Here is a 24,582-nt window from a genome sequence, read left to right as displayed (position 1 = left end):
GGTGCTGCTGGCGGGTCTGTGCACGGTGGACGTCGTCCAGCGGGTCGAGGAACTGCCGGCGCCGGGCGAGAAGGTGCAGTCGCTGCAGGTGGACGTCGCCGCGGGTGGGCCCGCGACGAACGCCGCGGTGACGGCGGCCGCGCTCGGCGCCGAAGCGACCCTGCTGACCGTCCTCGGCGCACACCCGCTGGCCGCGCTCGCCCGCACCGACCTCGAAACCCACGGCGTCCGGCTGATCGACCTGGCTCCCGACCTGCTCGAACCGCCGCCGGTGAGCGCGGCGGCCGTCCGCGCCCGCGACGGCGAACGCACGGTCGTCTCCCGCAACGCCGGAGGGCGGCACTTTCACGTGAAAGTGCCCCTTTTGGCAGCGGATGTCATTTTGCTGGACGGACACTATCCGGAGCTGGCCCTGGCGGTGGCGCGAGAGAAGAAGGCGCCGGTCGTGCTCGACGCCGGCAGCTGGAAACCCGTGCTCGAGGACCTGTTGCCACTGGTCGACGTGGCCGCGTGTTCCGCGCACTTCACCGCGCCGGGACCCGGTCTCCACGAGCGCGGCGTCCCCACCGTCATCACCACCGCGGGGCCGCACCCGGTGCGCTGGTCCACTGCGGACGGCGGCTCGGGTGAGGTGCCTGTTGCCGCCGTGGAAGCTCGGGACACACTAGGGGCGGGCGACGTCTGGCACGGCGCGCTCGCCGTGGCCGTGACGTGCGAACCGACGGTGACGGAGTGGATCCGCTTCGCCAACGAGGTGGCCGCCGAACGGGTGCGGCATGTGGGACCGCGGTCGTGGACGACCGCGATCGCAGGAAGGAACAGGACATGACGGCGTTCGACGACCTGCTGGCCAGGGCCGAGGGGCTGACCGTGCGCGGGCAGCGCAACGTGCTCGGGATCGTGGGCGCGCCCGCGTCCGGCAAGACCACGCTCGCCTGGGCGCTGGCCAACGCGCTCGGCTCGCGCGCGGCCGTGGTCGGCATGGACGGCTTCCACCTCGCGCAGGTCGAGCTGCGCCGGCTGGGCCGCACCGAGCGCAAGGGCGCCCCGGACACGTTCGACGCCGCGGGCTACTACCACCTGATCCGCCGCCTGGCCGAAGGCCGCGAGACGGTGTACGCGCCGGAGTTCCGCCGCGAGATCGAGGAGCCCATCGCGAGCGCCGTCGCGGTGCCGCCGGAGGTCCAGCTCGTGATCACCGAGGGCAACTACCTGCTGCTCCCGGACGACCCGTGGAGCGCGATCCGGCCGCTGCTCACCGAAGCCTGGTTCCTCGCCCCGGACGAGCCCGAGCGCATCGAGCGGCTCGTGTCGCGCCACCGCCGCTACGGCCGGTCGCTGGTCGAGGCGAAGCAGCGCGCGCTCGGCTCGGACCAGCGCAACGCCGACCTCATCTCGCAGACGCGCGACCGCGCCGACCTGGTGCTGGAGAACCTGCCGCTGGCGAACTTCGCGATTTGACGCTCATCGTCACCGGCGGCAGCCGGGGGATCGGCGCGGCGATCTGCACCTTGGCCGCCGCGCGCGGCCACGACGTCGTCGTGAACTACTCGGGCGATCCCTCACCTGCCGAAGCTGTCGCTTCGCAGGTGCGGGCTTCGGGACGGCAGGCGCTGGCCGTCCGCGCGGACGTCTCCAGCGAGGACGACGTCCGCGCGCTGTTCGACGCCGCGGCCGAGCTGGGCCCGGTGACCGGCCTGGTCAACAACGCGGCGATCGTCGGCAACACCCCGGGCCGGCTCGAGGACTACGAGGTCGACGTCGTCCGGCGCACCCTCGACGTGAACGTCACCGGGGTGTTCCTGTGCTGCCGGGAGGCGGTCCGCCGGATGTCGACCCGCCACGGCGGCGAGGGCGGCGCGATCGTCAACATCTCCTCGACGGCCGCCCGCACGGGCTCGGCCGGGGAGTGGGTCCACTACGCGGCCTCGAAGGCGGCCGTGGACACGCTGACCTTCGGGCTGGCCCAGGAGGTGGCGGCGGACGGAATCCGGGTCAACGCGGTCCGGCCGGGCATGATCCACACCGGGCTGCACGCGGCCGCGGGCCTGCCGGACCGGATGGCGAAGTACGCGCCGCAGATCCCGCTGGGCCGGGCGGGCCGGCCGGCGGAGATCGCGGAAGCGGTGTTGTTCCTGCTGTCGGCGGCATCGTCGTTCACGACGGGCGCGATCCTCGACGTCGGCGGCGGCCGCTGATCCTTGTGAACTGGGCAGGCACCTGGTCGGAGACGCAGGTGTCGGTGAGCGGGATGTCCGGGCACTTCGCTAGGGCCTGCCCGGCCACGGCCCGGTCCCGTGGCCGGACGGCTACCGGACGGCGATGGCAGCAGTTCCTCACCGCCGGTCACCATCCGTAAGACCGGGGTGACCAGCGGTAGGTTTCGTCCGCCTGCTGGGACGGCCGGAGACGGCGAGATCACGATTGGCCGGGGGAATTGGTCACCTCGGTTTCGGCGGTCGGACGCTGTGCAACTCTGGGGAGCCGCCACGAGAAAGGACGGCTTCGGAAGCCATGGCCAAACTCATGTCCGTGCACCACCTCGCGCTCACCGTGACCGACGTGGACCGCAGCGTGCCGTGGTACGTGCGTGTCCTCGACCTCGAGGAGGTCACCCGGCGCGAAGAGCCGGACACGGGCCTGCGCAAGGTCGTGCTGCGCTCCGCCGGCGACGAGTTCTCGGTGGTGCTGGTGCAGCACGCGGACACCGGGCGGCGCGGCTTCGACGAACGCCGGACCGGCCTGGACCACGTGGCCTTCCGGGTGCACTCGGCGGCCGAGCTGGCGGAGTGGGAGAGCCGGCTGCAGGAGTTCGGCGTCCACTACCAGGACGCGGCCCCGTCGCGGACCTTCGAAGGCTCGCGAGTGGTCGTGTTCCGCGATCCGGACGGCATCCAGCTGGAGATCTGGGCCGATCCAGAGCTTTGATCAGGCGCGCGCGTCGTCCGTCTCGTCGACCGGGCGGCGCATCTCCTGCCGGTACCGCAGCACCCCGTAGCCGGTGCCGAACACGAAGAACGCGATGCTGATCCACAGTGCCGCCGTCTTCAGCCACGGCAGGGAGTCCAGCAGACCGGCACCGTAGTACCCCAGCAGCACCAGCGTCGGGACCCACAGCAGCCCGCCGAACGCCGTCGCCACCAGGAACCGGCGGCGGTCCATCCGGGCCGCGCCCGCGATCAGCGGGGCCAGCGTCCTGATCCACGGGATCCAGCGGGCCGCCACGATCGCGAAGAAACCCTTGCGGTCCAGGAACCGCTGCGCGCGCTCGAGGTTGTGGCGGTTCAGCACCTTGCCGTCGCGGCGGGCGATCAGCTTCGTGCCGCTCGTGCGGCCGATGTAGTAGCCGATCTGGTTGCCGAGGATCGCGACGATCAGCGCGGCCCCCGAAAGGAACCACGCGTTGGCGTCCGAACCGTGCTGCGCCAGCACCACGCCCGCCCCGAACAGGAGCGAATCGCCGGGCAGGAACAGCCCGACGATGAGCGCGCACTCGACCAGCACGAAGCTCAGCACGATCACCCAGACGAGCAGCGGTCCGGCCGTGTCCAGCCAGCTCACGCCGACGCCCGCGGCCTCGATGCTCACGACGTTCACACCGCGAGCCTACGTGGCCCGGGTGAACTCGCCGCGGCTAACGGTCAAATCGAGCACCCGTCTCACCAACGGTGAAGGCCCCCTCACCAGCGGTGAGAGGGCCTTCCCGAACGGACGGGACGTCAGAATTGCGGCAGCGTCTCGCCCTGCACCGCTTCGACGTCCAGCTCGATCTTCACCGTCGTGCCGACCGCCGCGACGCCGGCGCGGACCATCGCGCTGTAGTTGATCGCGAAGTCGTTCCGGTGCAGCGTCGTCTCCGCGTGGAACGCGACGCGCACGCCGCCCCACGGGTCCGGGCCCCAGCCGCCGTAGGTCAGCTCGAGCTCGACCTCGCGGCGCTCGCCGTGCAGCGTCAGCTCGCCCAGCAGCGTCCACGAGTCCGCGCCGCGCTGCCGCAGCCCGGTGCTGCTGAACGTGATCACCGGGTGCACGTCGACGTCGAGGAAGTCCGGCGAGCGCAGGTGGTCGTCGCGCATCCGGATGCCGGTGTCGATGCTCGCCGCCTTGATCTCGGCGTGCACCGACGACCGCTCGGCCGGGCGGCCGATCTCGATCCGGCCCGAGACGTCCGGGAACCGCGCCTTGATGCTCGCGATGCCCAGGTGCCGCGCGGTCGCGACCACCGACGTGTGCATCGGGTCGATCACCCACGGCCCGGCGGGCGGCAGCTCGATCGCCTCGGCGACCGGGGCCAGCACGACGTCGCCGAGCGAGCCGCTGCCGTCCGAGGCGATCTGCGCGGTCCGCGCGAGCGGGGTGTACCCGGCCGCCGTGACGACGGCCGTGTACACACCCGGCGCGAGCGCGTCGGTGACGACCTCGCCGCGGACGTCCGCCGCCTGGCGGGCGACCTGCCGCCCGGCCGGGTCGGTGACGGTGAGCACCGCGTGCTCCACCGCCCAGCCCTCGGCCGTGCGGAAGGTCGCGCGCAGGCCGGTCATGACCGGTCGACCAGCTCGTCGAGGGCCTGGTCGTAGCTCAGCCGGACGTCGTGGCCCGCCTCGCCGCCGGTCAGCTCCACCTGGCTGGTCGCCGGCGGGTAGCCGCTCGCGACCACGGTGTACGCGCCCGCGGGCAGGTCGCTGACCACGTACCGGCCTTCGCCGTCGGTCCGGGCGACCGCGGCCACGTTGCCTTCGGCGTCGAGCACGGTGATCCGCGCGTCCGGCACGATCCGGTCGCCCTCGGTCCGCGCGGTGCCGGTGAGCAGCACCGAGCTGGCCAGCTCGACGTCGTGGCGCAGCACGCCGCTGTCGGGCACGGTGAGCGTCAGCGCGACGGGCCGGTAGCCCGCGCCGCTGGCGACCAGGGTGTACGCCCCGGCGCCGACCCCGACGAAGGCGTAGGTGCCGTCCGCGGTCGTGATGAACGCGCCGTTCACCTCGCCGCGGCCGTCGGTGAGCGTCACGGTGACGTTCGCCAGCGGCTCGCCGGTCGAGGCCGCCTTCACGGTGCCGGTCAGTTCGCCGGACCCGGTGAGCGTGACGTCGACGGTGGCCGGCCCGTTGCTGATCACGACGCTGGAGGCCTGCGGCTGGTGGCCGTGCGCCGACACGATCAGGACGTACTGGCCCGGGCCCTGGCTGGGCACCGAGTAGCTGCCGTCGGCGGCGCCGGTGGCCCGCGCGACCTGGCGGCCGCGCTGGTCGATCAGGGTCAGCGCGGCGCCCGCCACGTGGCTGCCGTCCTGGCGCCGGACGTGCCCGGTCACCGGCACCCCGCTCGCGCCGACGGGCGTGTCGACCGCGGCGTCCGCGACGGAGTTCGTGATCGGCAGCGCGCCGGAGACGGCCTGGTAGTCACCGTGCCCGTTGGTGCTCAGCGCGTGCTTCCCACCGCCCACGAGAGCGGGTTCGCGGTCGACCGGGCGCACCGGCTCGACGATCTCGGTGGGCTCGTCGGCGTGGTCGTCCAGCAGCGCTTCGCCGCCCTCCATGGCCGCCGCGGCCGGGGCCGCGTTGGTCAGCGGGATCTCCTTCATGAACAGCAGCACCAGCGTGGCCAGCAGGGCCACCGCGCCCGCGATGTAGAACACCGTGGTGATCGAGTCGGTGAAGCCGACCAGGATCGGCGTCCGGATCGCCTCGGGCAGGGTCTGGATGACGCTGGTGTTCTCGGACAGGTTCCCGACGCTCGCGCCGGCGCCCGCGGGCAGCTGACCGCCGAACGCCTTCGTGATGTTGGGCAGCAGGGTGTTGAACAGGACCGTCAGGAAGATCGCGACACCGGCGGTACCACCGATCTGGCGGAAGAACGTCGCCGACGCGGTCGAGACGCCCATGTCGCTGCGCGGGCCCGCGTTCTGCACCGCGATGATCAGCGTCTGCATGCACTGGCCGAGGCCGAGGCCGATGATGGCGGCCGCGGTCAGCGGGTGCCACAGCGCCGAGTCGTACTTGACCTGCGCGAAGAAGAACGCGCCACCGGCGATGAGCAGCGTGCCGACGATCGGGAAGATCTTGTAGCGGCCGGTCTTCCCGGTGATCCGGCCGGAGACGATCGAGCTGAGCATGATGCCCGCCATCAGCGGCAGCATCAGCAGCCCGGACTCGGTCGGCGTCTTGCCCTGCACGACCTGCAGGAACTGCGGGATCATCGTGATCGCGCCGAACATCGCGACACCGACGATGACACCGCCGATGATCGCCACGGTGAACGTCGAGTTCTTGAACAGCCGCAGCGGGATCAGCGCGGCGTCCTTCATCCACTTCTCGACGACGATGAACGCGATCACGCCGACGCCGCCGATGACGTAGCAGAGGATCGCCTTCTGGTCGCCCCAGCCCCACTTCTGGCCCTGCTCGGCGACGATCAGGAACGGCACGACCGCGACGACCATCGTCAGCGCGCCCCACCAGTCGATCTTGTGCTCGTGGCGCTGGTGCGGCACGTTCAGCACGCGGGCGACGACGAACAGCGCGACCACGCCGATCGGGACGTTGATCAGGAAGACCCAGCGCCAGCCGTGCAGGCCGCCCAGCGTGTCGATGCCCGCGAAGAAGCCGCCCAGCACCGGGCCGAGCACGGTCGACAGGCCGAACACGGCCAGGATGTAACCCTGGTATTTGGCCCGCTCACGCGGCGGCACGATGTCGCCGAGGATGGTCATCGCCAGCGACATCAGGCCACCGGCTCCCAGGCCCTGGATCGCGCGGAACGCGGCCAGCTCGTACATCGACTGCGCGAACGTCGAGGCCAGCGAACCGGCGACGAAGATCGTGATCGCGGCCAGGTAGAACGGCTTGCGCCCGTAGATGTCGGAGAGCTTGCCGTAGATCGGCGTGACGATCGTCGAGGTGATCAGGTACGCCGTGGTCGCCCAGGCCTGCAGGTCGAAGCCGTGCAGGTCGTTGGCGATCTTGACGATCGAGGTACCCACGATCGTCTGGTCGAGCGCGGCGAGGAACATGCCGCACATCAGGCCGCTCAGGATCGTGACGATCTGGCGGTGGCTCAGCCGTGGTGGTTCCTTCGCCACGACTGGTTGGTCGACGGTGGTGCTCATGCGTTGGCCCCCTTGGCCGGTGCACCGGCGGACGCGTGGGCGTCGGCCAGCTGTGGAGAGTGGTTCTCGATACCTGTGTTGAGCCGGCCGAAGAGGCGGTTCAGGGTCTGGATGTCCCCGTCGCTCCAGTCCCCGAGCACGTCGGCCAGCCATTGGTTGCGCTGCTTGCGGTTCTCTTCGAAGACCCGCATGCCCTCGGGTGTCGGCGCGAGCAGGCAGGCGCGCCCGTCCTCCGGGTCGGCCTGGCGCTCGACCAGCCCGTGCTGGACGAGCGAGCTCGACTGCCTGCTGATCGTGGAGATCTCGGAGTGGAGCGATTCGGCCAGCCTGCTGGTGCGCTGCGGTCCCTCGTGGATGAGGGTGAAGAGGATCGCGTACGCCGCCCGCTCGATGCCGTCCGGTCCCTGCTTGGCGACCTGCGACTTCGCCTTGTTGATCAGGCGGACCAGGCGCACGAGCTCGTGCCCGAGCTGGTCGGCGAGGTCCAGCTCGGCCTTCGGTCGGGTGGTGTTCGTTGCCATCGGTGATCCTTCAAGGCGTTGGTTGGCGGCTGCAACTAGTTGCCTCAGGCAAGGATGTGCCTTCACTAGCGGTTATGCAAGCGGAGTACCGCGGGATGTGGTCGAACACACTTTAGTTGTTGTATGCAAGCACATTTTCTCCGGGGTTGCGGCCGGAACAACGGCGCCCGTGGCGGGTTGAGAAGGGTATGACCGACGACACAGCGCTGAAGGACTTCCTCGCCGCCCGTCACCACGGCGTCCTCGCCACGATCCGCCGCGACGGCCGGCCACAGCTGTCCACGATCACTTACCTGTACGACTCGGGAACGCTCATCGCGTCGATCACCGAGACCCGGGCGAAGACGAAGAACATGCGGCGCGACCCGCGGGTGACGTTCCACGTGGGCAGCGAGGACGGCTGGAGCTACGTCGTCGCCGAGGGACGCGCGTCGCTGACGGCGCCGGCCGCGGCACCGGACGACGACACGGTGGAAGCGCTGGTCGACTACTACCGCCGCGCGTCGGGCGAGCACCCCGACTGGGCCGAGTACCGCCAGGCCATGGTCACCGACCAGCGGGTGCTGCTGACCGTCCACGTCGAGAAGCTGCTGGGACTGGTCCGCTGACGCACTGCTCCGTTACGGCTGGTTTCGAAAGAAAATTTCCACAGTGCGGAGTGTCCGGGCTTACGATGAGGCCATGAGCAACGAAGCTTTGGTCACCCGGCTCCGCGACCTGCTCGGCAAGAGCGCCGTGCTCACCGACATCGACGTCACGGCTTCTTACGCCCGCGACATGATGCCGCTGGCGCCGTCGGGCACGCCGCTGGCCGTCGTGCTGCCCGCGAACGCGGCGGAGGTGCAGGCGGTCGTCAAGGCGTGCGCCGAGGCCAAGGTGCCGATCGTGCCGCGCGGGGCGGGCAGCGGCCTGTCCGGTGCGGCGAACGCCATCGACGGCTGCGTCACGTTGTCGCTGACCAAGCTGAACGAGATCGTCGAGATCGACGCGGGCAACCGGCTGGCGGTCGTCCAGCCGGGCGTGGTCAACCTGGACTTCCGCAACGCGGTGGAGAAGCACGGGCTGTTCTACCCGCCGGACCCGTCGAGCTACGACTGGTGCACGATCGGCGGCAACCTGTCGACCAACGCGGGCGGCCTCTGCTGCGTGAAGTACGGCGTCACGACGGACTCGGTGCTCGGCCTGGAGGTCGTCCTGGCCGACGGGTCACTGCTGAAGACCGGCCGCCGCACGGTGAAGGGCGTCGCCGGCTACGACCTCGCGCGGCTGTTCGTGGGCAGCGAGGGCACCCTCGGCGTGATCACCCAGGCGACGGTCCAGCTCAAGCCCCTGCCTCAGGCCCCGGCGACGCTGGTCGCGGGCTTCTCGACCACGGAAGCGGCCGGGGAGGCCGTGGCCAGGGTGGTGCGCGAAGGCCTGGTGCCGTCGCTGCTGGAGATCATGGACGCGTCGTCGATCAAGGCGTCCGAGGCGTACCTGAAGACGGACCTCGGCGCGGGCTCGAGCTGCCAGGCCCTGCTGCTGGGCCAGTCGGACGCGGGCGGCGAGGTGGCCCGCCGCGAGCTGGCGGCACTGGAGGAGATCTGCGTCGACTGCGGAGCGGACCTGGCGTACACGACGGAGGACCTCGAGGAAGGCCGGATGCTCCTGCAGGCGCGCCGGGTGGTGCTGACGGCGTTGGAGACGTACGGCCTCTGGCTGACCGACGACGTGTGCGTGCCCCGCACGCGTATCGCGGAGCTGATCCGCGGCTGCGAGAAGATCAGCGCGGAGGTGGGCCTGCGCATCGCGGTGGTCGGCCACGCCGGCGACGGCAACATGCACCCGACGATCGTGTACCAGCCGGACGACCCCGACGAGTTCGAGCGGGCCCAGCGGGCGTTCGACGAGATCCTCGAGGTGGGGCTGTCGCTCGGCGGGACGGTGACGGGGGAGCACGGCGTCGGGAAGATCAAGCGGGAGTGGCTGGCGCGGGAGATCGGGCCGGTGGGGTTGCGGGTGCACCAGGAGATCAAGCGGGCGCTGGACCCGGAGAACCTGTTCAACCCGGGGTCGATGTTCTCGATGACCTGAGCGGGACCGTCGTACTACATCGGCGTACTACACTGGCTGCATGAGTCAGGTTCCCGTGCGCGAGCTGAACCAGGACACGGCAGGGGTCCTGGCCAGGGTAAAGGCCGGCGAGGACGTCGAGATCACCGAGCGTGGCACCGTAATCGCTCGCATCGTGCCGGCTCGGCCGAGCCCGGTCTCGGCCTTGATCGCCTCGGGAAAGCTGCGCGCGGCCAGCGTAGGCGGGCCGATGCCCCGCCCGCAGGGCCCCGTGCGCACAGATCTTGAGGCTGGGGAGTTGCTCCGGCAGCTTCGCGACGACGAACGGTACTGATGATCTACCTGGACACGGCCGCCCTGGTGAAGCTGGTCCGGCACGAAGCCGAAAGCGTCGCGCTGGTCGACTGGCTGGACGAACGGCCGAACACGATGCTGGTCACGTCGGCATTGGCGGAGGTCGAACTGCCCCGCGCTCTCCGCCGCAGCGATCCCGATCTGGTGGCCGCCGTCCCGGCGGTGCTGGAGCGAGTCGCCAAGTACGAGATCGACGACCTGGTACGCAGCACCGCTGCCGGCTACCCGTCACCCGAGCTGCGCTCGCTGGATGCCATTCACCTGGCCACTGCCCACGCCGTGTTCGGCAGGCAGCTGACGTCCTTCGTCACCTACGACAAACGGCTTCTGGCGGTCGCCGAAGCGTTCGGCTTGCCGGTCCGGAGTCCGGGCGCGGAATCCGCCGGGTAGCCGAGCCCGAGCCGCGCCTGCAGGGGTCCCCGCCCGGGGGACCCCTGTTTTCACGTTACCGCGAGGGTCCGACAGTTTCGGCCGGCCACGCGTGCACCGAACCCGGCCGCGGGTCCTGCGAAGGTCGCGAATGACTCATTCGGGACCTCCGACGACGCTGTTGGCGAACTCGTGCCGCCACCGGAACGGCCAACACACCCATACTCCCGGTGAGTTGGCCGCTCTGGTGTGAGTTGGCCGTTGCGGACGACGAAGGGCCCTGCCGCCGACCGGCAGGGCCCTTCGTAAAACCTCAGTCCCGGACGCGGGGAATCCGCTGCGTGACCTCCGGGTCGGCCTCGGCGAGCAGCTTCTTCTCCCGCCGCGACTTCAGGTACTCCAGCGCGATCGGCACCACCGACACCAGCACGATCAGCACGAAGATCGCGTCGACGTTGTCCCGGATGAAGCCGATGTTGCCCAGCAGCGAGCCCAGCACCGTGATGCCCGCGGCCCACAGGATCCCGCCGAGCACCGTGTACGTGAAGTAGCGCTTCGGGTCCATGCGGCCGATGCCCGCGATCCACGTGATGAACGTGCGCACGAACGGCACGAACCGGGCCAGCACCACCGCCTTCGGGCCGTGCTTCTCCAGGAATTCGTGCGTCTTGTCGACGTACTCCTGCTTGAAGAACTTCGAGTCGGGCCGGTTGAACAGCTTCGGTCCGACGAAGTAGCCGATGTAGTAGCCGACCACGTTGCCGAGCAGGGCCGCCGCCGTCACCAGGACGCAGACCAGCCACAACGGAGCGTTCAGCGTGCCGTTCGCGATGAACAGGCCCGCCGTGAACAGCAGCGAATCGCCCGGGAGGACCGGGAAGATGCTGCTCTCGACGAAGATGATCAGGCACAGCACCGCGACGACCGGTGTCGTCAGGCCGCTCAGCAGGTGCTGCGGGTCCAGCCATGACGGCAGCAGCGACATCGTGTTGACCGTGCTCTGGGCGAGAATCACCCCAAAAACGGTACAGGGTCACCCTGAGTCGTGACTGAGACCCGGTCAGACCAGCGTCAGCAGCCCGACCACGGACCCCGCGGCGAGCCCCAGCAGCACCGCCAGCAGCAAGATCCAGTACGCCGGGAGCTGCGCGGACGTCCGCACCGGCTCCGGCGGGCGCGGGGCGAACGTCGTCGGTGCCTCCGCGTCCAGGGCCGCGCGCTCACGCTCCAGCGAGTCCGCGCTGGCGCCGGACAGCAGCCCGTACGCCGACGGCAGATCGCTGGTCGGGACCGCGTCCGTGGCCGGCTCGGAAGGCGCGGCCGTGGAAGACGCGGAAGGCGCGAAGACGGCTTGCGCACGAAGGGCGTCCGCCAGCAGCTGCTCGGGATCCTTCGGCTCGCTCATCTCCGCCCGTCCGCTCGCCCAAACTTACGTGCTCAAGGTAGCCGTACCCACCTCGGCGACCCATTCTCCCCGGCGCAGCACCTTCGCGGGCCGCAGGTCCTGGTCGAGGACCACGATGTCGGCCTGGTAGCCCGGGCACAGCAGCCCGGTGCGGTCGGCGATGCCGAGCAGCTCGGCCGGCCGCCGCGACGTCGCGTGCACCGCGTCGAGAATGCCGAGTTTGGCACCCCTGACCAGATTGCGGAAGGCGGTGTCCATCGTCAGGGTGCTGCCGGCCAGCGAGCCGTTGTCCGCCAGCGTGGCGACGCCGTCGTGGACGTCGACCTCCAGCCGGCCCAGGGTGTAGCGGCCGTCGGCCGCGTCCGTCGCCGACATCGCGTCGGTGATCAGCACCGTCCGGTCGCGGCCCGCGTGCTTCGCCGCCAGGCGGACCACGGTCGGGTGCAGGTGGACCAGGTCGCAGATGAGCTCGATCGTGATGCGCTCGTCGTCCAGCAGGGCGCCGACCGGGCCGGGCTCGCGGTGGTGCAGCGGCCGCATGCCGTTGAACAGGTGGGTCGCCACCGTCGCGCCCGCGTCGATCGCCGGCAGCAGCTGCTCCTCGACGCCGTCGGTGTGCCCGATGGCCGCGATGACGCCGGACTCGGCCAGCTGGCGGACGGCCTTCACCCCGCCGTGCAGCTCGGGGGCGATGGTGACCATCCGGATCGCGCCCTGGCCCGCGCGCAGCAGCTTCTCGACCGTGCCGGTGTCCGGTTCGAGCAGTGTCTCCGGGTCGTGCGCGCCGCAGCGGGCCTTCGAGATGAACGGCCCCTCCAGGTGGATGCCCGCGACCTCGCCGTCCTGGACGAGCTCACGCAGCGCCGCGACCTGCTCACGCAGGATGTCCACCGGGTCCGAGACCAGGCTGGCGAGCATGGTCGTGGTGCCGTGACGGCGGTGCGCCCGCACCGCCGTCAGGAGTTCCTCGGGATCGAGGGAGGTGAACGAAGCACCTCCCCCGCCGTGGCAGTGGGTGTCGACGAAACCGGGCACGACCAGCGCCCCGCCGACGTCCACGTGCTCGCCGGACGGCGGGGTCCCGGAACCCACGCCGGCGATCCGCCCGTCGGAGACGGCCACCCAGCCGTCGTCGAGTACACGGTCCGGGGCGGCGACCCGGCCGCCCATGATCACGAAATCTCCGGCGCCTCTCACGCACCCCAGCATATATTGGTCTGGACCAAGCATGGTGATACGACTCAGTGACTGGAATGGTCCACCCGGGTCACTGCGGGGCTTGCATGGCTTTCTGGAGTGCCTCGAGCGCCCGGCTGGCGGTCGATTTGACGGTACCCTTCGAGATACCTGCGGCCTCAGAGATCTCGGCCTCGCTCAGCCCGCCGTAGTAGCGCAGCACCAGCACTTCACGCTGGCGGGGCGGCAGCTTGGACAGCGCGCTGACCACGGCCTGGTGCTCGCTGGAGAGCATCGCGAGGCTCTCCGCGGACCGCGCGTTCACCGCGTGCGGCGGCACGTACTCCCGGGCCGTCTTGCGGCGGCGCAGCACGCTGCGTGACCCGTTGACGACCGCGGTGCGCAGGTATCCGACCGCGGCCGCGGCGTCCCGGAGCCTGCTCCAGTTGCGGTGCAGGCCGGTGAAGGCCTCCTGGACCACGTCTTCCGCCGTCGCGGGCTCGTCCACCAGCAGGATCGCCAGCCGGACCAGCCGCATGCGGTGCTGGCGGTAGAGGTCTTCGAGGGTCAGCGGCGCGGCGGTCTGCGCCGGGGCCGGACCGTCCATGACCCGCAGGTGGCCGAGGGTCGCCTCGACACTGCGTTCCGCATTGCCCTCGAGCATGAACCCCTGCCTGTTCTCGACCCCGGCTTGCACGGTGTGCCGCGTCAGCAGGTTCACGGTATTCACAGCGCTCACACAGGTACTGACGCGTCCCCAGCCTATCGGGTTCAGATGCCGGTGCCACAGATCGGCTGCTGGTACAGAACCGTGACACGGGTAGCGTCGGCACCGACCCGCCCGCGCCTGCCCCCCGGAGATCCACATGGCCTGGTTCCTCGTCGAAATCACCTACGTCCAGGAGAAGATGCCGGACGTCCGGCCGCGTCACCGCGAGTTCCTCGCGAACCTGGCCGAGGAGGGCCGCGTCGCGGTCGCCGGGCCGCTCGGCGACGGCACCGGCGGCATCACGCTCTACCAGGCCGAAGACGAGGCCCACCTGAAGGAGACGATCGACCGCGACCCGTACTTCCTGGAAGGCGTCGTCGCGCAGCGGACCGTCCGGGAGTTCAAGCCGGTGATCGGCGCCTGGCTGCCCGCGGAGTCATAGGTCGAGCACCGTGGTGCCGCGGTCGACGCAGATCCGCATCGAGCCGCCGTCGGCCGTCGGCACCGCGCAGGTCCCGCAGAAGCCCTGCCGGCACGAGTACGGCGTGGCCGGCCGGGCCGCCCGCAGGACGTCCAGCGCTGTCCGGTCGCCCGGCACCTCGATCACCTGTCCCGACCTGCGCAGAGTCAGCCGGAACGGCTCGCCGTCGACGACCGGCGGCGGGGCGAACCGTTCGAAGTGGACCGCGGCCGGCGTCAGCGCCAGGTCGACGCGGACGCCGGTGATCATCGGCACCGGGCCGCAGCAGTACACGGCCGCGCCGGCCGGCAGGCCGTCGAGGAGCTCGGCACCCGAGGCCGGGACGCCGTACTCGGTGTCCGGGCGGATCCAGACGCGGTCGTCGGCAGGCAGTTCGCCGAGGAACGGCATCGACGCCCGGCTGCGTCCGGTGTAGACCAGCCGCCAGTCCGCGCCCGCCGCCACGCAGGTCCGGACCATCGGCAGGATCGGCGTGATGCCGATGCCGCCGGCGACGAAGTGGAACGGCCCGCGGCCGACGAGCGGGAACGCGGTCCGCGGGCCGCGCACGGTGACGCGCGTGCCCGGCGCCAGCGCGTGGACCTCGGCCGAGGCGGTACCGATCTTCCGGACGGCGATCCGGTAGTGCGAGCGGTCGCCCGCGTCGCCGCAGAGCGAGTACTGCCTGACCAGGCCGGACGGCAGCACCAGGTCGATGTGCGCGCCCGGCCGCCAGCCCGGGAGCGCCGTGCCGTTCGCGAGCCGCAGGCTCACGACGTCGTCGGCTTCGGGCCGGATCGTTTCGACGACCAGCGAAAGGTTGCGGTCCACCGTGCGCACCGGCGGTCGCCGCTTCCCGCTGAATTGCGACAACCGGCGGTAAACGCCCACGACACCGACCAAAGTGGACATCAGGTGGTCGGTGCGCGCGCTGCCGTCGAGCCGGGTGGGCCGCCCCAACGCGGCACTTTCACGTGAAAGTGCCGCTCTTGGCTCGCTCACCCCGCCGCCCGGGCGGCGGGCGAGCTCGCCAGGTAGGCCACCGCCTGCTCGGTGCTCCCGGTCCCGGACGGGTGGTACGACCGCCGGAAGTACGGCCGGATCTCCCGCACCAGCTGACGTCCGGTCGGCAGCAACCCGCGTCGCGCCGCCCGCCGGTGGCCCCGCAGCGACGCGCGGCCGGGGTGCGTCGGGTCGTGGCGCATCAGATAGCGCGTGCCCCGGGCGAAGACCCAGGCCAGCACCGGCGTCACCGCCGCCATGCTGCGCACCCGGCGGGTGTACCGCCCGTCGAGGTGCACGAACAGGTCGAACGCCACCGACCGGTGCTCGACCTCCTCGGCGCCGTGCCAGCGCAGCAGGTCCAGCATCACCGGGTCGGCGCCCGCCTCCGCCAGGGGCGCGTCGAGCACCCACTGGCCGAGGAACGCCGTGTAGTGCTCGATCGCCGCGATGATCCCGAGCCGTTCGACCAGCCATTCCTCGGCGGCCTTCCCGGTCAGGTCGCGGTCGCCGAGGAGCTTCCGGAACAGCCACTCCATCTGCGCGACGAACGGGCGCACGCGGACGCCCGCCGCCTCGAGGTGTGCCGCCGCGCCGTCGTGCGCCTCGGCGTGCACGGCCTCCTGGCCGATGAAGCCGAGGACGTCCTCCTTGAGCCGCTCGTCGCGGATCAGCGGCACCGCCTGCTTGAACACCTCGACGAACCAGCGCTCGCCCTCGGGCAGGGCCAGGTGCAGCACGTTGATGGTGTGCGTGGCCTGCGGTTCGCCGGGGATCCAGTGCATCGGGAGCGCCGCCCAGTCGAACTGCACGTCCCGGGCGTGGAGGACGAGCTGCTCGTCTTCGCCGGTCATGACGCCCGGCCGGTCAGCTCGTAGTCGGCCGGGTCGACCTTGCGCGTCTGGAGCCAGTAGCGCCAGGTGAAGCCCGGCCAGATCGTCCGGTTGACGCCCTGGGCGTCGAGGTACCAGCTCTTGCAGCCGCCCTGCGTCCAGACGCCCTTGACCAGCTTGTCCTGGATCTCGCGCTGGAACTCGTCCTGCACGCCCGGCCGGACGTCGAGGGCGGCGGCGCCCCGGGAGTCGGCGAGCTTGACGGCGTCGACGACGTACCGCGACTGCGACTCGATCATGAACACCACGGAGTTGTGGCCGAGCGCGGTGTTCGGCCCGAGCAGGAAGAACAGGTTGGGGAAGCCGGACACGGTGATGCCCTTGTGGGTCCGCATGCCCTCGGTCGCCCACTCCTTGGCGAGGTCGCGGCCGTCGACGCCGGTGATGTCGAGGTACTCCAGCGCGTCGGTGACCTTGAAGCCGGTGCCGTAGATGATCGCGTCGACCTCGTGCTCGACGCCCGCGGAGTCGATGATCGAGTGCGCCTTGACCTCCTTGACGCCCTCGGTGACGACGTCGACGTTCGGCCGGGCCAGCGCCGGGTAGTAGTCGTTGGAGATCAGGACGCGCTTGCAGCCCATCGTGTAGTCCGGCGTGACCTTCTTGCGCAGCGCGGGGTCCTTGATGCCCTTGGCGATGTTCCGCTTCGCGATCAGCTCGCCGGCCTTCATGATCGCCGGGTGGCCGTTGAAGCCGATGGCCCGCGCTTCCAGGAGCCAGTACAGCGCGTTGCGGTACAGGCGCTGGGTGCCGGGGACGCGCTTGAACAGCGTCTGTGCCCACGACGGCATCGCGTGGTCGGGCTTCGGCATGATCCACGGCGGCGTCCGCTGGAACAGCGTCAGCTCGGCGACGTCGGGGGCGATCTTCGGGACGAACTGGACGGCACTGGCGCCGGTGCCGACGACAGCGACCTTCTTGCCGCGCAGGTCGTACTCGTGGTTCCACTGCGCCGAGTGCCAGGTCTGGCCCTTGAACTCCGCGATCCCGGGCAGCTCGGGGACCTGCGGGATGTGCAGGCCGCCGACGCCGGAGACGAGGAACTGCGCGACGAACTCGCAGCCGTCCTTGGTCGTCGCCGTCCAGCGGCGCGCCCGCTCGTCCCAGTGGGCGCCGGTCAGCTCGACGCCGAAGCGGATCTTCTCGCGCAGCCGGTACTTGTCCGCGACACCCTTGAGGTAGTCGAAGATCTCCGGCTGCGGCGAGAACGACCGCGACCAGCCCGGGTTCTGCTCGTACGAGAACGAGTACATGTGCGACTGCACGTCGCACGCGCACCCGGGGTAGGAGTTGTCTCGCCAGGTGCCGCCCACCTCGGTGGCCTTCTCCAGGATCACGTAGTCCCGGATGCCGGCCTTTTCGAGCTGGATCGCCTGGCCGAGCCCGGAGAACCCGGTGCCCACGATCACGACCTTGAACCGCTCGGTCATCTGTCGGCCTCCGCTGCGTCGAGTTGGCTGCCCAGATGACGTTACCTCAGGTAACAGTTACTTGGAAGTACTCCCTACCGATCAGTACGTCCCGCCGAGCTTGCCGTGGTCCCAGCTGACGACCTTGGTCGGCTTGAAGATCAGTCCGACGCGTTTGGCCGCCTGACCTGCGATGAAGGCCTTCAGTTCGTCGGGTGCGGGGTCGCCCGGCTTGGCGCCCGAGTACCGCTGCATCAGCGCGGTCCCCATCCGGGTCACCTCGTCGACGTCCTCGACGAGCTGGACGTCGGCCTCGAACGAGACGCCGCGGAGCTTCTCGTAGCTGTCGCCGTCCTCGACCAGCACGGTCGCCTCCGGCCGCCGCCGGAAGTTCTTCGCCTTCTGCGACGTGCCGTACGTCCAGGTCGCGACGCCGTCCTCGTGCGGGAAGTACCAGAGCGGCGCGAGGTGCGGGCGGCCGTTCGGGCCGATGCTGGCGACGTTGATGACCTTCTGCTCGGCGAGGTACGCGCGCACCTCGGCCTCGGTCATCCTGATCTGGTCGCGACGGGACATGGTCACCCCTTGGTGGCGGCTCGCCCGCCGTGGCCGGTGACCGCCGACTCGAACGCGCCGCGCGCCTCGATGTCGGCGAGCGCGGCCTTGTCCGCCGACGGTACCCGGCTGCGGGAGCCGATCTCGATGACCGGCGGCAGGAACGCGCGCAGGAGCTTGAGCCCGCCGACCCAGCGCGGCACGTGGATCGTCCGGGCGCGCTTGAGGATGCCGGCTTCGAGGTCGTCGAGGGCCACGTCCAGCGGGTACGTCTTGCCGATCAGGCCGGGCATCGACGCGCGGAGCTTGCCGAACACCGGGTGCGCGTCGGCGCTCTCGACCAGGTCGGTGCGGATCCACGTCGGGTGCGCGACGCCGACCTTGACGCCCAGGTGGGCGACCTCGGCGCGGAGGCTGTTCGAGAAGGCTTCCACGCCGGCCTTCGCGGCGGCGTAGTTCGCCATGCCTGGCGCGTGCGTGATCGCGGCGAGGCTGGAGATCGCCAGCAGGTAGCCCTTGCGCTCGATGACGTGCGGGAGCGTGACGCGGAACGTGCGCCAGACGCCGAGCAGGTCGACCTCGATGACCTTCTCGAACGCGGCCCGGTCGACCGAGCGGACGAAGCCCGCGGTCGCGATGCCGGCGTTGGCGATCACGATGTCGATGCCGCCGAAGTGCTCGACCACGCCCTTCGTCGCGCTTTCGAGCGCGTCCCAGCTCGTGACGTCGGCTTCCCACGATTTCGCGTTCGGCCCGATCCGGTCGGCGACCTTCCGCTGCTCCTCGGCTTCGAGGCCGACGAGGGCGACCTTGGCGCCGCGAGCGGCCAGCCGCTCGGCCAGCCCGGCGCCGATGCCGCGGGCCGCGCCGGTGATCAGGACGACCTTGCCGTCGACCTTCTTGGTGCCGCTCAGCAGCGAAAACGGGTTGGCCACGGTGCCCTCCTAGACGTCACTTGAGGGCACCGTACCTCAACTTACCCGCGGTAAGCTACCCGAGAGTAGCCAATTCGTCCGGGGTCAGCGTCAGGGTGACCGACGCGATCAGGTCGGTGAGCTGCTCGGGCGTGCGCGCGCTGGCGATCGGGGCGGCGACCGTCGGCTGCTGCCGCAGCCACGCGAGCGCCACCGTGGCGACCGAAACGCCGTGCGCGGCCGCCACTGCGTCGAGCTTGGCCAGGACGTGCGCGCCGCCCTTGTCCAAATAGGACTCGGCGCGGGCAGCGCGCGGGCTGTCGCTTCCGGAGCCCTTCGTGCGGTATTTGCCGGTGAGGAAGCCCTTCGCGAGGGAGAAGTACGGCAGCGTCGCGAGGCCTTCGCGCTCGACGAGCGGCGCGAGGTCCTGCTCGTAGTCCCGTTCGACGAGGTTGTAGTGCGGCTGCAGCACGGCGTACCGCGCGAAGCCGTTGCTGTCCGAAATGGACAGTGCGGCGGCGAGCCGTTCGGCGGTGTAGTTGGACGCGCCCAGGTGGCGCACCTTGCCCGCGCGGACCAGCGCGTCGAACGCCTCGAGTGTCTCTTCGAGCGGGGTGTCCGGATCGTCGACGTGGGCGTAGTAGAGATCGATGTGGTCGGTCTGCAGGCGCCGCAGTGAGTCTTCCGCGGCGGCCTGGATGTTCTTCGCCGAGAGGCCAGGCCTGCCCTCCCACATGCCGACCTTGGTGGCGACGACGACGTCGTCCCGCCGGCCGCGGGCGGCCAGCCAGTTGCCGATGATCGTCTCGGAGCCACCGCCGCCGCCGTAGAGGTCGGCGGTGTCGAGGAAGTTGCCGCCGGCCGCGGTGTAGGCGTCGAGGACGGCGAAGGACCGCGGCTCGTCGGCCGTCCAGCCGAAGACGTTGCAGCCGAGGTTGAGGCCGTACACGTCGAGGTCGGTGTTGCCCAGCTTGCTCATGCTTTCGAGATTAGTAGCCGAACCCGGGAGGAAAACCCGTGTCTCGCGCGTTGGAGTGTTCCATGGCTATCGAACTGGGCAAACTCGGGATCTGGCGGCACCCCTCAGGCGTCGACGCGGAGTTCGCGGCGAAAGCGGAGAAGCTCGGCTACGGGGCGATCTGGCTGGGCGGCTCGCCCGGCGGCGACCTCGAATACGTCGACGACCTGCTGGGGGCAACGGAGTCCCTGGTCGTCGCGACCGGCATCGTGAACATCTGGCAGGACGAACCGGCCTCGATCGCGAAGGCGTACGAGCGGATCGCGGGCAAGTACCCGGACCGCTTCCTGCTCGGCGTCGGCGCTGGTCACCGCGAGCACACGCAGGAGTTCAAGAAGCCGTACACGGCGCTCGTCGAGTACCTCGACGGCTTGGACGCGGCGGGCGTCCCCGTGGCCGGCCGGGCGCTGGCGGCACTCGGACCCAAGGTCGTCAAGCTGTCCGGCGACCGCACGGCGGGCGCGCACCCCTACCTGGTGACGCCGCAGCACACGCGGGAAGCCCGGGAGATCCTCGGCGCGGGCAAGCTGCTGGCGCCGGAGCACAAGGTGGTCCTGGGGACCGACGCCGCCGAGACCCGCGCGATCGGCCGCAACACCGTCAAGTTCTACCTCGGGCTGTCGAACTACGTCGCCAACCTGCGGAAACTGGGCTTCACGGACGAGGACCTCGAGGGCGAGGGCAGCGACCGCCTGGTCGACGCACTGGCCCTGCAGGGTGACGCGGCGACGATCGCGGCCGGCCTGCGCGAGCACTTCGAGGCGGGTGCCGACCACGTGAACATCCAGGTGCTGAACGAAGACCCGTGGCCGGCGTACCGGGAGCTGGCGGCCGAGCTGCTGTGACGTCCGTCCGGCCGCCGGTTCGCCCGGCGGCCGGACACCCTCCTTCTGAACCGATTCCACGTGCGGAGAAGTTTCTGCGCGGGGACCGGTGTGCGGCGGCGGCGGACCTCGTACGATGCGGTCGGGACCACCCTGTGCCAAGGAGGAGTAACGATGCCCATCGCCACCCCCGAGGTCTACGCGGAGATGCTCGACCGGGCCAAGGCGAACGAGTTCGCCTACCCGGCCATCAACGTGACCTCGTCCGAGACCGTGAACGCCGCCATCCGCGGCTTCGCCGAGGCGGAGAGCGACGGCATCATCCAGTTCTCCACCGGTGGTGCGGAGTTCGCGTCCGGCCAGAAGGTCAAGGACATGGTGACCGGCGCGACCGCGCTGGCGGAGTTCGCCCAGGTCGTCGCGGCTCGCTATGACGTCAACGTCGCGCTGCACACCGACCACTGCCCGAAGGACAAGCTGGACGGCTTCGTCCGCCCGCTGATCGAGATCTCGGCCGAGCGCGTCAAGAACGGCCAGAACCCGCTGTTCCAGTCCCACATGTGGGACGGCTCGGCGATCGACCTCGACGAGAACCTCGAGATCGCCCAGGAGCTGCTGGCCAAGACGGCGGCGGCGAACATCATCCTCGAGGTCGAGATCGGCGTCGTCGGCGGCGAGGAAGACGGCGTCGAGGCGGAGATCAACGAGAAGCTGTACACCGCCGAAGGCGACTTCCTGAAGACGATCGACGCGCTCGGCGCGGGCGAGAAGGGCCGCTACCTGCTGGCGGCGACGTTCGGCAACGTCCACGGCGTGTACAAGCCGGGCAACGTGAAGCTCCGCCCGGACGTGCTCAAGGGCGGCCAGGAGGCGGCGGCGAAGAAGCTCGGCCTGGACGCGGGCTCGAAGCCGTTCGAGCTGGTCTTCCACGGCGGCTCGGGCTCCCTCCCGGAGGAGATCCGCGAGGCGGTGTCGTACGGCGTGGTGAAGATGAACGTCGACACGGACACGCAGTACGCGTTCACCCGCCCGATCGTCGACCACTTCTTCAAGAACTACGACGGCGTCCTGAAGATCGACGGCGAGGTCGGCAACAAGAAGGTCTACGACCCGCGTTCGTACCTGAAGGCCGCGGAGGCCGGCATGGCCCAGCGCGTGGTCGAGGCCTGCCAGGCGCTCGGCTCGGCGGGCACGAAGCTCAAGTAGTCACGCGCGAAGGGGCGGCACTTTCCCGTGAAAGTGCCGCCCCTTCGTCGTGTTCAGACCTCGACGACTTCCAGCAAGTTCTCGAGGCCCCTGAAGTCCTTCGCGTTGCGGGTGTACAGCGGCAGGCCGTGCACGGACGCGATCGCGGCGATCATCAAGTCCATCTTGCGTGGTCGCGGTTCGCGCTTTGCCGCCACAGTGAGGGCAGCCAATGAGCTGAATCGCGTGGCGGCATCGCCATCGAACGGAAGCGGCACGTAGTCCACGAGTGCCGCCGCGAGGTCTTCCGTACGAGCGGCTTTGCTCACTGGATCCTTCGCCAACACGACACCTTGGTGGAGTTCGGCCATCGTGATTGTCGTGATCTGATGGACGACCGGTAAGTTCTCCGGAGCGAGGTCGACGAGGTCGAGGTAGACGCAGGTGTCGAGCACGCCCAGCTCATGCCGGTCAGCCACGTGCCCGTTCCCAGGGGTTGTCGTCGTCGGTCAGGCGATCCTCGCCGAAGAACTCGTCCGTCTCTCGGCGCAGCTCTGCTGCGTCCACCCGAGGTAGCCGCCGGCGCCGGGCGATTATTTCCTCTGTGGTGAGCTGGCGTCGTTGGGCCAGCGGTCGCAGCTCGGCGATCTCCACACCGTTGCGCGTGACGTGGAAGGTTTCGCCGGCTTCGACGGCATCCATGACCGCGGCGGAGCCGTTGCGCAGTTCACGCTGGCTGATGATCTTCACGGCTCCGGTGTAGCACCGCGTGCTACAGCGAGACCTCGCCGAGCGCTCCACCTTCGAGTGAAGGGCCCCGCAGCCGCCCACAGTGCGAACACCCCGCCCAGCACCACCAACGCCGTCCAGTACGCCGCCGGGGGTGCCGACTCCGTGTGCGCGTCACCCAGCACCCATGGCCGGAACTGCGACTGCAGCCAGAACGCCCCGTACCCGAACGCCGTCACCAGCAGCGCCCCCGCGGCCGCCCGGAGCACGCCGGACGTCATCGCGAACGCCAGGTCCACCGCGAGGCCCACGAAGAGCAGGTAGAACGGCACGGTCGACACCGGGAAGCCCAGCCCCAGCAGCAGCGGCCACATCACCGACCGGTAAGCCACGTACGCGAGAGCCACCGAAGTGGCCGCCCAGCGGAAACCCAGCGTCCGGCGGGCCAGGACCAGGATCAACGCCATCACGCCGATGCCCCACAGCGGGTACACCCACGACGGGATCGGCATCGTGAAGTGCAGCACCGCCGTCCGGTCGACCGGGTGGCCGATCTGGTTGGCCGCGAAGTCCAGCAGCGACTGCTCCGCCTCCGGCTCGCCGCGCTCCCACGCGCGCAGCCCGAGGATGCCGTACTCCTGCTGGCCGTTCGGGAAGAACGTGTTCTCCAGGAAGAACGCCCACAGCCCGAGCAGCACGCCCGTCCGGAACCGGCCCGGCGGCGAGAACCGCAGCCAGCCCAGCAGGACGCCCGCCTGCATGATGCCCGTGCCCAGGTACAGCATCATGTGGGACGGGCTCCACGCGGTCAGGTCGAGGCCGTTGACGCGGTGGTTGATGACGTCCAGCGGCGCCGCGATCAGGAACGTCAGCAGGCCGACCTGCATCAGGCGCAGCGACCGCTTGTCGCAGCCAAGGCCCGTGTAGCTGTGGATCGCCACCAGCACCACGATGATCACCGTGCCGACGGTGTTGATCAGGTGCGGCGGCGCCAGGTCGTCGCGCAGCCACATGAAGTGCCACGACATGTCCCACGACGAGCCGACCAGCTTGAACGCGAACGCCGCCAGCCACATCCCGTAGCAGAACCGGAGCACCCAGTCCGGGGTCGGCTGCCCGGGCGCGCCGCGGTGCCAGTGCCGCGTGAAGAACAGCCGCGTCTTGCCGACGGGGCTGCGCGGGATCACGTCCACCGGGACGTCGACTGCCTTGGCCATGCCGGACATCATGGCCGGTCATGGTCACGAGTGGGCCAAGACCGTGGCAAAGGACGCGAAAATCCGGATTCACCCTTAGGGGTGGACGACTTGCTTCCAGCGGCTCCCGCTTGGCAGGGTGTCGCGCCATGATGCCGAAACGACTTGTCGCGGGCGTGCTGGTCGCCGCCCTGGTGCTGGCCGGAGCCGGGGTGCTCGGGACCCTCTTCCTGTAGAGGCAGAATAGGTGGCATGACGCACAACCTGCTCGGCCCCGAGCCGACGCTGCTGCCCGAGCACACCGCCGCCCAGGCCGCGCTCGACGCCGGGACCGACCCGGCCACCGTCGCCGCCGAACACCCCGACTACAGCGAGGCGTGGGCTTCGCTGGCCGAGAAGGCCCTGGACGCGGGCGAGACGGTCGCCGCGTACGCGTACGCCCGCACCGGCTACCACCGGGGCCTCGACCAGCTGCGCCGCGCGGGCTGGAAGGGCTTCGGCCCGGTGCCGTGGTCGCACCGCCCGAACCAGGGGTTCCTGCGCGCCCTCGCCGTCCTCGGCAAGGCCGCCGGGAAGATCGGCGAGACCGAGGAACACGAGCGCTGCCGGACCTTCCTCGCCGACTCCGACCCCGCCGCCGCGGAAGCCACCGGCCTGAAGTGACCCACCGCTCGTGAGTGGTAAGGCGGGTCAGAACCCGCCTTAC

29 protein-coding genes are annotated in these 24,582 nt (G+C 70.2%); 12 read left to right on the top strand and 17 right to left on the bottom strand.

Features of this window, described 5'->3' with window-relative positions:
* Position 1 precedes the first annotated feature (1 nt).
* From BLW76_RS06030 to BLW76_RS06015, 4 genes are all read left to right on the top strand, one after another.
* Complete coding sequence (locus tag BLW76_RS06030) at positions 2 to 829, top strand: PfkB family carbohydrate kinase (protein ID WP_091305783.1); 828 nt, start codon at positions 2 to 4, stop codon at positions 827 to 829.
* Positions 826 to 1,461 (top strand): nucleoside/nucleotide kinase family protein, encoded by a 636-nt coding sequence (locus tag BLW76_RS06025; protein ID WP_091304864.1) that lies wholly within the window; start codon positions 826 to 828, stop codon positions 1,459 to 1,461. The genes BLW76_RS06030 and BLW76_RS06025 overlap by 4 nt, the downstream gene beginning before the upstream one ends.
* A complete protein-coding gene (locus BLW76_RS06020) occupies positions 1,458 to 2,198 on the top strand; it encodes an SDR family oxidoreductase (protein WP_091304863.1) in 741 nt (246 codons plus the stop codon). Before BLW76_RS06025 ends, BLW76_RS06020 begins: the two co-directional genes overlap by 4 nt.
* Positions 2,199 to 2,514: 316 nt before the next feature.
* A complete protein-coding gene (locus BLW76_RS06015) occupies positions 2,515 to 2,928 on the top strand; it encodes a VOC family protein (RefSeq protein WP_091304862.1) in 414 nt (137 codons plus the stop codon).
* Here BLW76_RS06015 and BLW76_RS06010 read toward each other — a convergent pair whose 3' ends face one another.
* From BLW76_RS06010 to BLW76_RS05995, 4 genes are all read right to left on the bottom strand, one after another.
* A complete protein-coding gene (locus BLW76_RS06010) occupies positions 2,929 to 3,597 on the bottom strand; it encodes a DedA family protein (RefSeq protein WP_091304861.1) in 669 nt (222 codons plus the stop codon).
* Between the two features lie 122 nt (positions 3,598 to 3,719).
* The gene (locus tag BLW76_RS06005; protein ID WP_091304860.1) at positions 3,720 to 4,541 is read right to left on the bottom strand and encodes a YceI family protein; all 822 of its coding nucleotides are present in this window, start codon (positions 4,539 to 4,541) and stop codon (positions 3,720 to 3,722) included.
* On the bottom strand, positions 4,538 to 7,105 hold the full coding sequence (locus BLW76_RS06000) for an MFS transporter (RefSeq protein WP_091304859.1): 2,568 nt from the start codon (positions 7,103 to 7,105) through the stop codon (positions 4,538 to 4,540). Before BLW76_RS06000 ends, BLW76_RS06005 begins: the two co-directional genes overlap by 4 nt.
* Positions 7,102 to 7,626 carry a MarR family winged helix-turn-helix transcriptional regulator gene (locus BLW76_RS05995; RefSeq protein ID WP_091304858.1) on the bottom strand — a complete coding sequence of 175 codons (525 nt, stop codon included), beginning with the start codon at positions 7,624 to 7,626 and terminating at the stop codon, positions 7,102 to 7,104. Before BLW76_RS05995 ends, BLW76_RS06000 begins: the two co-directional genes overlap by 4 nt.
* A 188-nt stretch (positions 7,627 to 7,814) precedes the next feature.
* On the opposite strand from BLW76_RS05995, the gene BLW76_RS05990 reads away from it, so the two are divergent.
* The 4 genes from BLW76_RS05990 to BLW76_RS05975 all read left to right on the top strand — a co-directional run bounded on the left by BLW76_RS05990 (position 7,815) and on the right by BLW76_RS05975 (position 10,422).
* The gene (locus tag BLW76_RS05990) at positions 7,815 to 8,234 is read left to right on the top strand and encodes a PPOX class F420-dependent oxidoreductase (RefSeq protein ID WP_091304857.1); all 420 of its coding nucleotides are present in this window, start codon (positions 7,815 to 7,817) and stop codon (positions 8,232 to 8,234) included.
* Positions 8,235 to 8,307: 73 nt separating this feature from the next.
* Positions 8,308 to 9,699, top strand: a complete 1,392-nt coding sequence (locus tag BLW76_RS05985; protein ID WP_167384485.1) for an FAD-binding oxidoreductase — start codon at positions 8,308 to 8,310, stop codon at positions 9,697 to 9,699.
* A 40-nt stretch (positions 9,700 to 9,739) separates the two neighbouring features.
* Positions 9,740 to 10,012 (top strand): type II toxin-antitoxin system Phd/YefM family antitoxin, encoded by a 273-nt coding sequence (locus BLW76_RS05980; RefSeq protein WP_244170066.1) that lies wholly within the window; start codon positions 9,740 to 9,742, stop codon positions 10,010 to 10,012.
* Positions 10,012 to 10,422, top strand: coding sequence for a type II toxin-antitoxin system VapC family toxin (locus BLW76_RS05975; protein ID WP_091304854.1), 411 nt, complete (start codon positions 10,012 to 10,014; stop codon positions 10,420 to 10,422). Before BLW76_RS05980 ends, BLW76_RS05975 begins: the two co-directional genes overlap by 1 nt.
* A gap of 292 nt (positions 10,423 to 10,714) precedes the next feature.
* Here the strand turns inward: BLW76_RS05975 and BLW76_RS05970 are convergent, their stop codons facing one another.
* The 4 genes from BLW76_RS05970 to BLW76_RS05955 form a co-directional block, all read right to left on the bottom strand.
* A complete protein-coding gene (locus BLW76_RS05970; protein WP_091304853.1) occupies positions 10,715 to 11,416 on the bottom strand; it encodes a DedA family protein in 702 nt (233 codons plus the stop codon).
* Between the two features lie 45 nt (positions 11,417 to 11,461).
* Positions 11,462 to 11,806 carry a hypothetical protein gene (locus tag BLW76_RS05965; RefSeq protein ID WP_091304852.1) on the bottom strand — a complete coding sequence of 115 codons (345 nt, stop codon included), beginning with the start codon at positions 11,804 to 11,806 and terminating at the stop codon, positions 11,462 to 11,464.
* Between the two features lie 24 nt (positions 11,807 to 11,830).
* Positions 11,831 to 12,982, bottom strand: a complete 1,152-nt coding sequence (nagA, locus tag BLW76_RS05960; protein ID WP_091304851.1) for an N-acetylglucosamine-6-phosphate deacetylase — start codon at positions 12,980 to 12,982, stop codon at positions 11,831 to 11,833.
* A 91-nt stretch (positions 12,983 to 13,073) separates the two neighbouring features.
* Complete coding sequence (locus tag BLW76_RS05955) at positions 13,074 to 13,646, bottom strand: RNA polymerase sigma factor (protein WP_167384556.1); 573 nt, start codon at positions 13,644 to 13,646, stop codon at positions 13,074 to 13,076.
* Between the two features lie 202 nt (positions 13,647 to 13,848).
* Between BLW76_RS05955 and BLW76_RS05950 the strand changes: the two genes are divergently transcribed.
* Complete coding sequence (locus BLW76_RS05950) at positions 13,849 to 14,133, top strand: YciI family protein (RefSeq protein WP_091304849.1); 285 nt, start codon at positions 13,849 to 13,851, stop codon at positions 14,131 to 14,133.
* Here BLW76_RS05950 and BLW76_RS05940 read toward each other — a convergent pair.
* The 6 genes from BLW76_RS05940 to BLW76_RS05915 all read right to left on the bottom strand — a co-directional run bounded on the left by BLW76_RS05940 (position 14,128) and on the right by BLW76_RS05915 (position 19,903).
* The gene (locus tag BLW76_RS05940) at positions 14,128 to 15,063 is read right to left on the bottom strand and encodes a PDR/VanB family oxidoreductase (protein ID WP_167384555.1); all 936 of its coding nucleotides are present in this window, start codon (positions 15,061 to 15,063) and stop codon (positions 14,128 to 14,130) included. The genes BLW76_RS05950 and BLW76_RS05940 overlap by 6 nt on opposite strands.
* Positions 15,064 to 15,149: 86 nt before the next feature.
* On the bottom strand, positions 15,150 to 16,007 hold the full coding sequence (locus BLW76_RS05935; RefSeq protein ID WP_091304848.1) for a metal-dependent hydrolase: 858 nt from the start codon (positions 16,005 to 16,007) through the stop codon (positions 15,150 to 15,152).
* Complete coding sequence (locus BLW76_RS05930) at positions 16,004 to 17,476, bottom strand: flavin-containing monooxygenase (RefSeq protein WP_091304847.1); 1,473 nt, start codon at positions 17,474 to 17,476, stop codon at positions 16,004 to 16,006. Before BLW76_RS05930 ends, BLW76_RS05935 begins: the two co-directional genes overlap by 4 nt.
* An 81-nt stretch (positions 17,477 to 17,557) precedes the next feature.
* Positions 17,558 to 18,031: a pyridoxamine 5'-phosphate oxidase family protein gene (locus BLW76_RS05925; RefSeq protein WP_091304846.1), complete on the bottom strand. Its 474-nt coding sequence runs from the start codon at positions 18,029 to 18,031 to the stop codon at positions 17,558 to 17,560.
* 2 nt (positions 18,032 to 18,033) lie between these two features.
* On the bottom strand, positions 18,034 to 18,945 hold the full coding sequence (locus BLW76_RS05920) for an SDR family oxidoreductase (RefSeq protein WP_091304845.1): 912 nt from the start codon (positions 18,943 to 18,945) through the stop codon (positions 18,034 to 18,036).
* A 55-nt stretch (positions 18,946 to 19,000) separates the two neighbouring features.
* The gene (locus BLW76_RS05915; RefSeq protein ID WP_091304844.1) at positions 19,001 to 19,903 is read right to left on the bottom strand and encodes an aldo/keto reductase; all 903 of its coding nucleotides are present in this window, start codon (positions 19,901 to 19,903) and stop codon (positions 19,001 to 19,003) included.
* A gap of 62 nt (positions 19,904 to 19,965) precedes the next feature.
* On the opposite strand from BLW76_RS05915, the gene BLW76_RS05910 reads away from it, so the two are divergent.
* Together BLW76_RS05910 and fbaA are read left to right on the top strand one after the other, a co-directional pair.
* A complete protein-coding gene (locus BLW76_RS05910; RefSeq protein WP_091304843.1) occupies positions 19,966 to 20,787 on the top strand; it encodes an LLM class F420-dependent oxidoreductase in 822 nt (273 codons plus the stop codon).
* A 153-nt stretch (positions 20,788 to 20,940) separates the two neighbouring features.
* Positions 20,941 to 21,972 carry a class II fructose-bisphosphate aldolase gene (gene fbaA / locus BLW76_RS05905; protein ID WP_091304842.1) on the top strand — a complete coding sequence of 344 codons (1,032 nt, stop codon included), beginning with the start codon at positions 20,941 to 20,943 and terminating at the stop codon, positions 21,970 to 21,972.
* 53 nt (positions 21,973 to 22,025) lie between these two features.
* Here fbaA and BLW76_RS05900 read toward each other — a convergent pair whose 3' ends face one another.
* The 3 genes from BLW76_RS05900 to BLW76_RS05890 are packed head-to-tail and all read right to left on the bottom strand — an operon-like array spanning position 22,026 to position 23,897.
* Complete coding sequence (locus tag BLW76_RS05900) at positions 22,026 to 22,430, bottom strand: type II toxin-antitoxin system VapC family toxin (protein WP_091304841.1); 405 nt, start codon at positions 22,428 to 22,430, stop codon at positions 22,026 to 22,028.
* A complete protein-coding gene (locus tag BLW76_RS05895) occupies positions 22,423 to 22,701 on the bottom strand; it encodes a type II toxin-antitoxin system Phd/YefM family antitoxin (protein ID WP_091304840.1) in 279 nt (92 codons plus the stop codon). Before BLW76_RS05895 ends, BLW76_RS05900 begins: the two co-directional genes overlap by 8 nt.
* Positions 22,698 to 23,897 (bottom strand): hypothetical protein, encoded by a 1,200-nt coding sequence (locus BLW76_RS05890; protein ID WP_208613225.1) that lies wholly within the window; start codon positions 23,895 to 23,897, stop codon positions 22,698 to 22,700. The genes BLW76_RS05895 and BLW76_RS05890 overlap by 4 nt, the downstream gene beginning before the upstream one ends.
* Positions 23,898 to 24,128: 231 nt before the next feature.
* Here BLW76_RS05890 and BLW76_RS05885 point away from each other — a divergent pair, with 231 nt between their 5' ends.
* Positions 24,129 to 24,539, top strand: a complete 411-nt coding sequence (locus tag BLW76_RS05885; RefSeq protein ID WP_091304838.1) for a DUF3151 domain-containing protein — start codon at positions 24,129 to 24,131, stop codon at positions 24,537 to 24,539.
* Positions 24,540 to 24,582: the final 43 nt, after the last annotated feature.

The sequence above is a fragment of the Amycolatopsis tolypomycina genome, from assembly GCF_900105945.1.
Classification (GTDB): Bacteria; Actinomycetota; Actinomycetes; order Mycobacteriales; family Pseudonocardiaceae; genus Amycolatopsis; species Amycolatopsis tolypomycina.
The sequence above is the reverse complement of the archived record's forward strand: the minus strand, read 5'-3'. Positions and strand labels throughout refer to the sequence as shown.

Coding starts and splice junctions, on each gene's coding strand:
- BLW76_RS06025 (WP_091304864.1), top strand. CDS start 826: ATGACGGCGTTCGACGACCTGCTGGCCAGGGCCGAGGGGCTGACCGTG.
- BLW76_RS06015 (WP_091304862.1), top strand. CDS start 2,515: ATGGCCAAACTCATGTCCGTGCACCACCTCGCGCTCACCGTGACCGAC.
- BLW76_RS06005 (WP_091304860.1), bottom strand. CDS start 4,541: ATGACCGGCCTGCGCGCGACCTTCCGCACGGCCGAGGGCTGGGCGGTG.
- BLW76_RS06000 (WP_091304859.1), bottom strand. CDS start 7,105: ATGAGCACCACCGTCGACCAACCAGTCGTGGCGAAGGAACCACCACGG.
- BLW76_RS05995 (WP_091304858.1), bottom strand. CDS start 7,626: ATGGCAACGAACACCACCCGACCGAAGGCCGAGCTGGACCTCGCCGAC.
- BLW76_RS05990 (WP_091304857.1), top strand. CDS start 7,815: ATGACCGACGACACAGCGCTGAAGGACTTCCTCGCCGCCCGTCACCAC.
- BLW76_RS05985 (WP_167384485.1), top strand. CDS start 8,308: ATGAGCAACGAAGCTTTGGTCACCCGGCTCCGCGACCTGCTCGGCAAG.
- BLW76_RS05980 (WP_244170066.1), top strand. CDS start 9,740: ATGAGTCAGGTTCCCGTGCGCGAGCTGAACCAGGACACGGCAGGGGTC.
- BLW76_RS05975 (WP_091304854.1), top strand. CDS start 10,012: ATGATCTACCTGGACACGGCCGCCCTGGTGAAGCTGGTCCGGCACGAA.
- BLW76_RS05965 (WP_091304852.1), bottom strand. CDS start 11,806: ATGAGCGAGCCGAAGGATCCCGAGCAGCTGCTGGCGGACGCCCTTCGT.
- BLW76_RS05955 (WP_167384556.1), bottom strand. CDS start 13,646: ATGCTCGAGGGCAATGCGGAACGCAGTGTCGAGGCGACCCTCGGCCAC.
- BLW76_RS05950 (WP_091304849.1), top strand. CDS start 13,849: ATGGCCTGGTTCCTCGTCGAAATCACCTACGTCCAGGAGAAGATGCCG.
- BLW76_RS05940 (WP_167384555.1), bottom strand. CDS start 15,063: ATGTCCACTTTGGTCGGTGTCGTGGGCGTTTACCGCCGGTTGTCGCAA.
- BLW76_RS05935 (WP_091304848.1), bottom strand. CDS start 16,007: ATGACCGGCGAAGACGAGCAGCTCGTCCTCCACGCCCGGGACGTGCAG.
- BLW76_RS05930 (WP_091304847.1), bottom strand. CDS start 17,476: ATGACCGAGCGGTTCAAGGTCGTGATCGTGGGCACCGGGTTCTCCGGG.
- BLW76_RS05925 (WP_091304846.1), bottom strand. CDS start 18,031: ATGTCCCGTCGCGACCAGATCAGGATGACCGAGGCCGAGGTGCGCGCG.
- BLW76_RS05915 (WP_091304844.1), bottom strand. CDS start 19,903: ATGAGCAAGCTGGGCAACACCGACCTCGACGTGTACGGCCTCAACCTC.
- BLW76_RS05910 (WP_091304843.1), top strand. CDS start 19,966: ATGGCTATCGAACTGGGCAAACTCGGGATCTGGCGGCACCCCTCAGGC.
- fbaA (WP_091304842.1), top strand. CDS start 20,941: ATGCCCATCGCCACCCCCGAGGTCTACGCGGAGATGCTCGACCGGGCC.
- BLW76_RS05890 (WP_208613225.1), bottom strand. CDS start 23,897: ATGGCCAAGGCAGTCGACGTCCCGGTGGACGTGATCCCGCGCAGCCCC.
- BLW76_RS05885 (WP_091304838.1), top strand. CDS start 24,129: ATGACGCACAACCTGCTCGGCCCCGAGCCGACGCTGCTGCCCGAGCAC.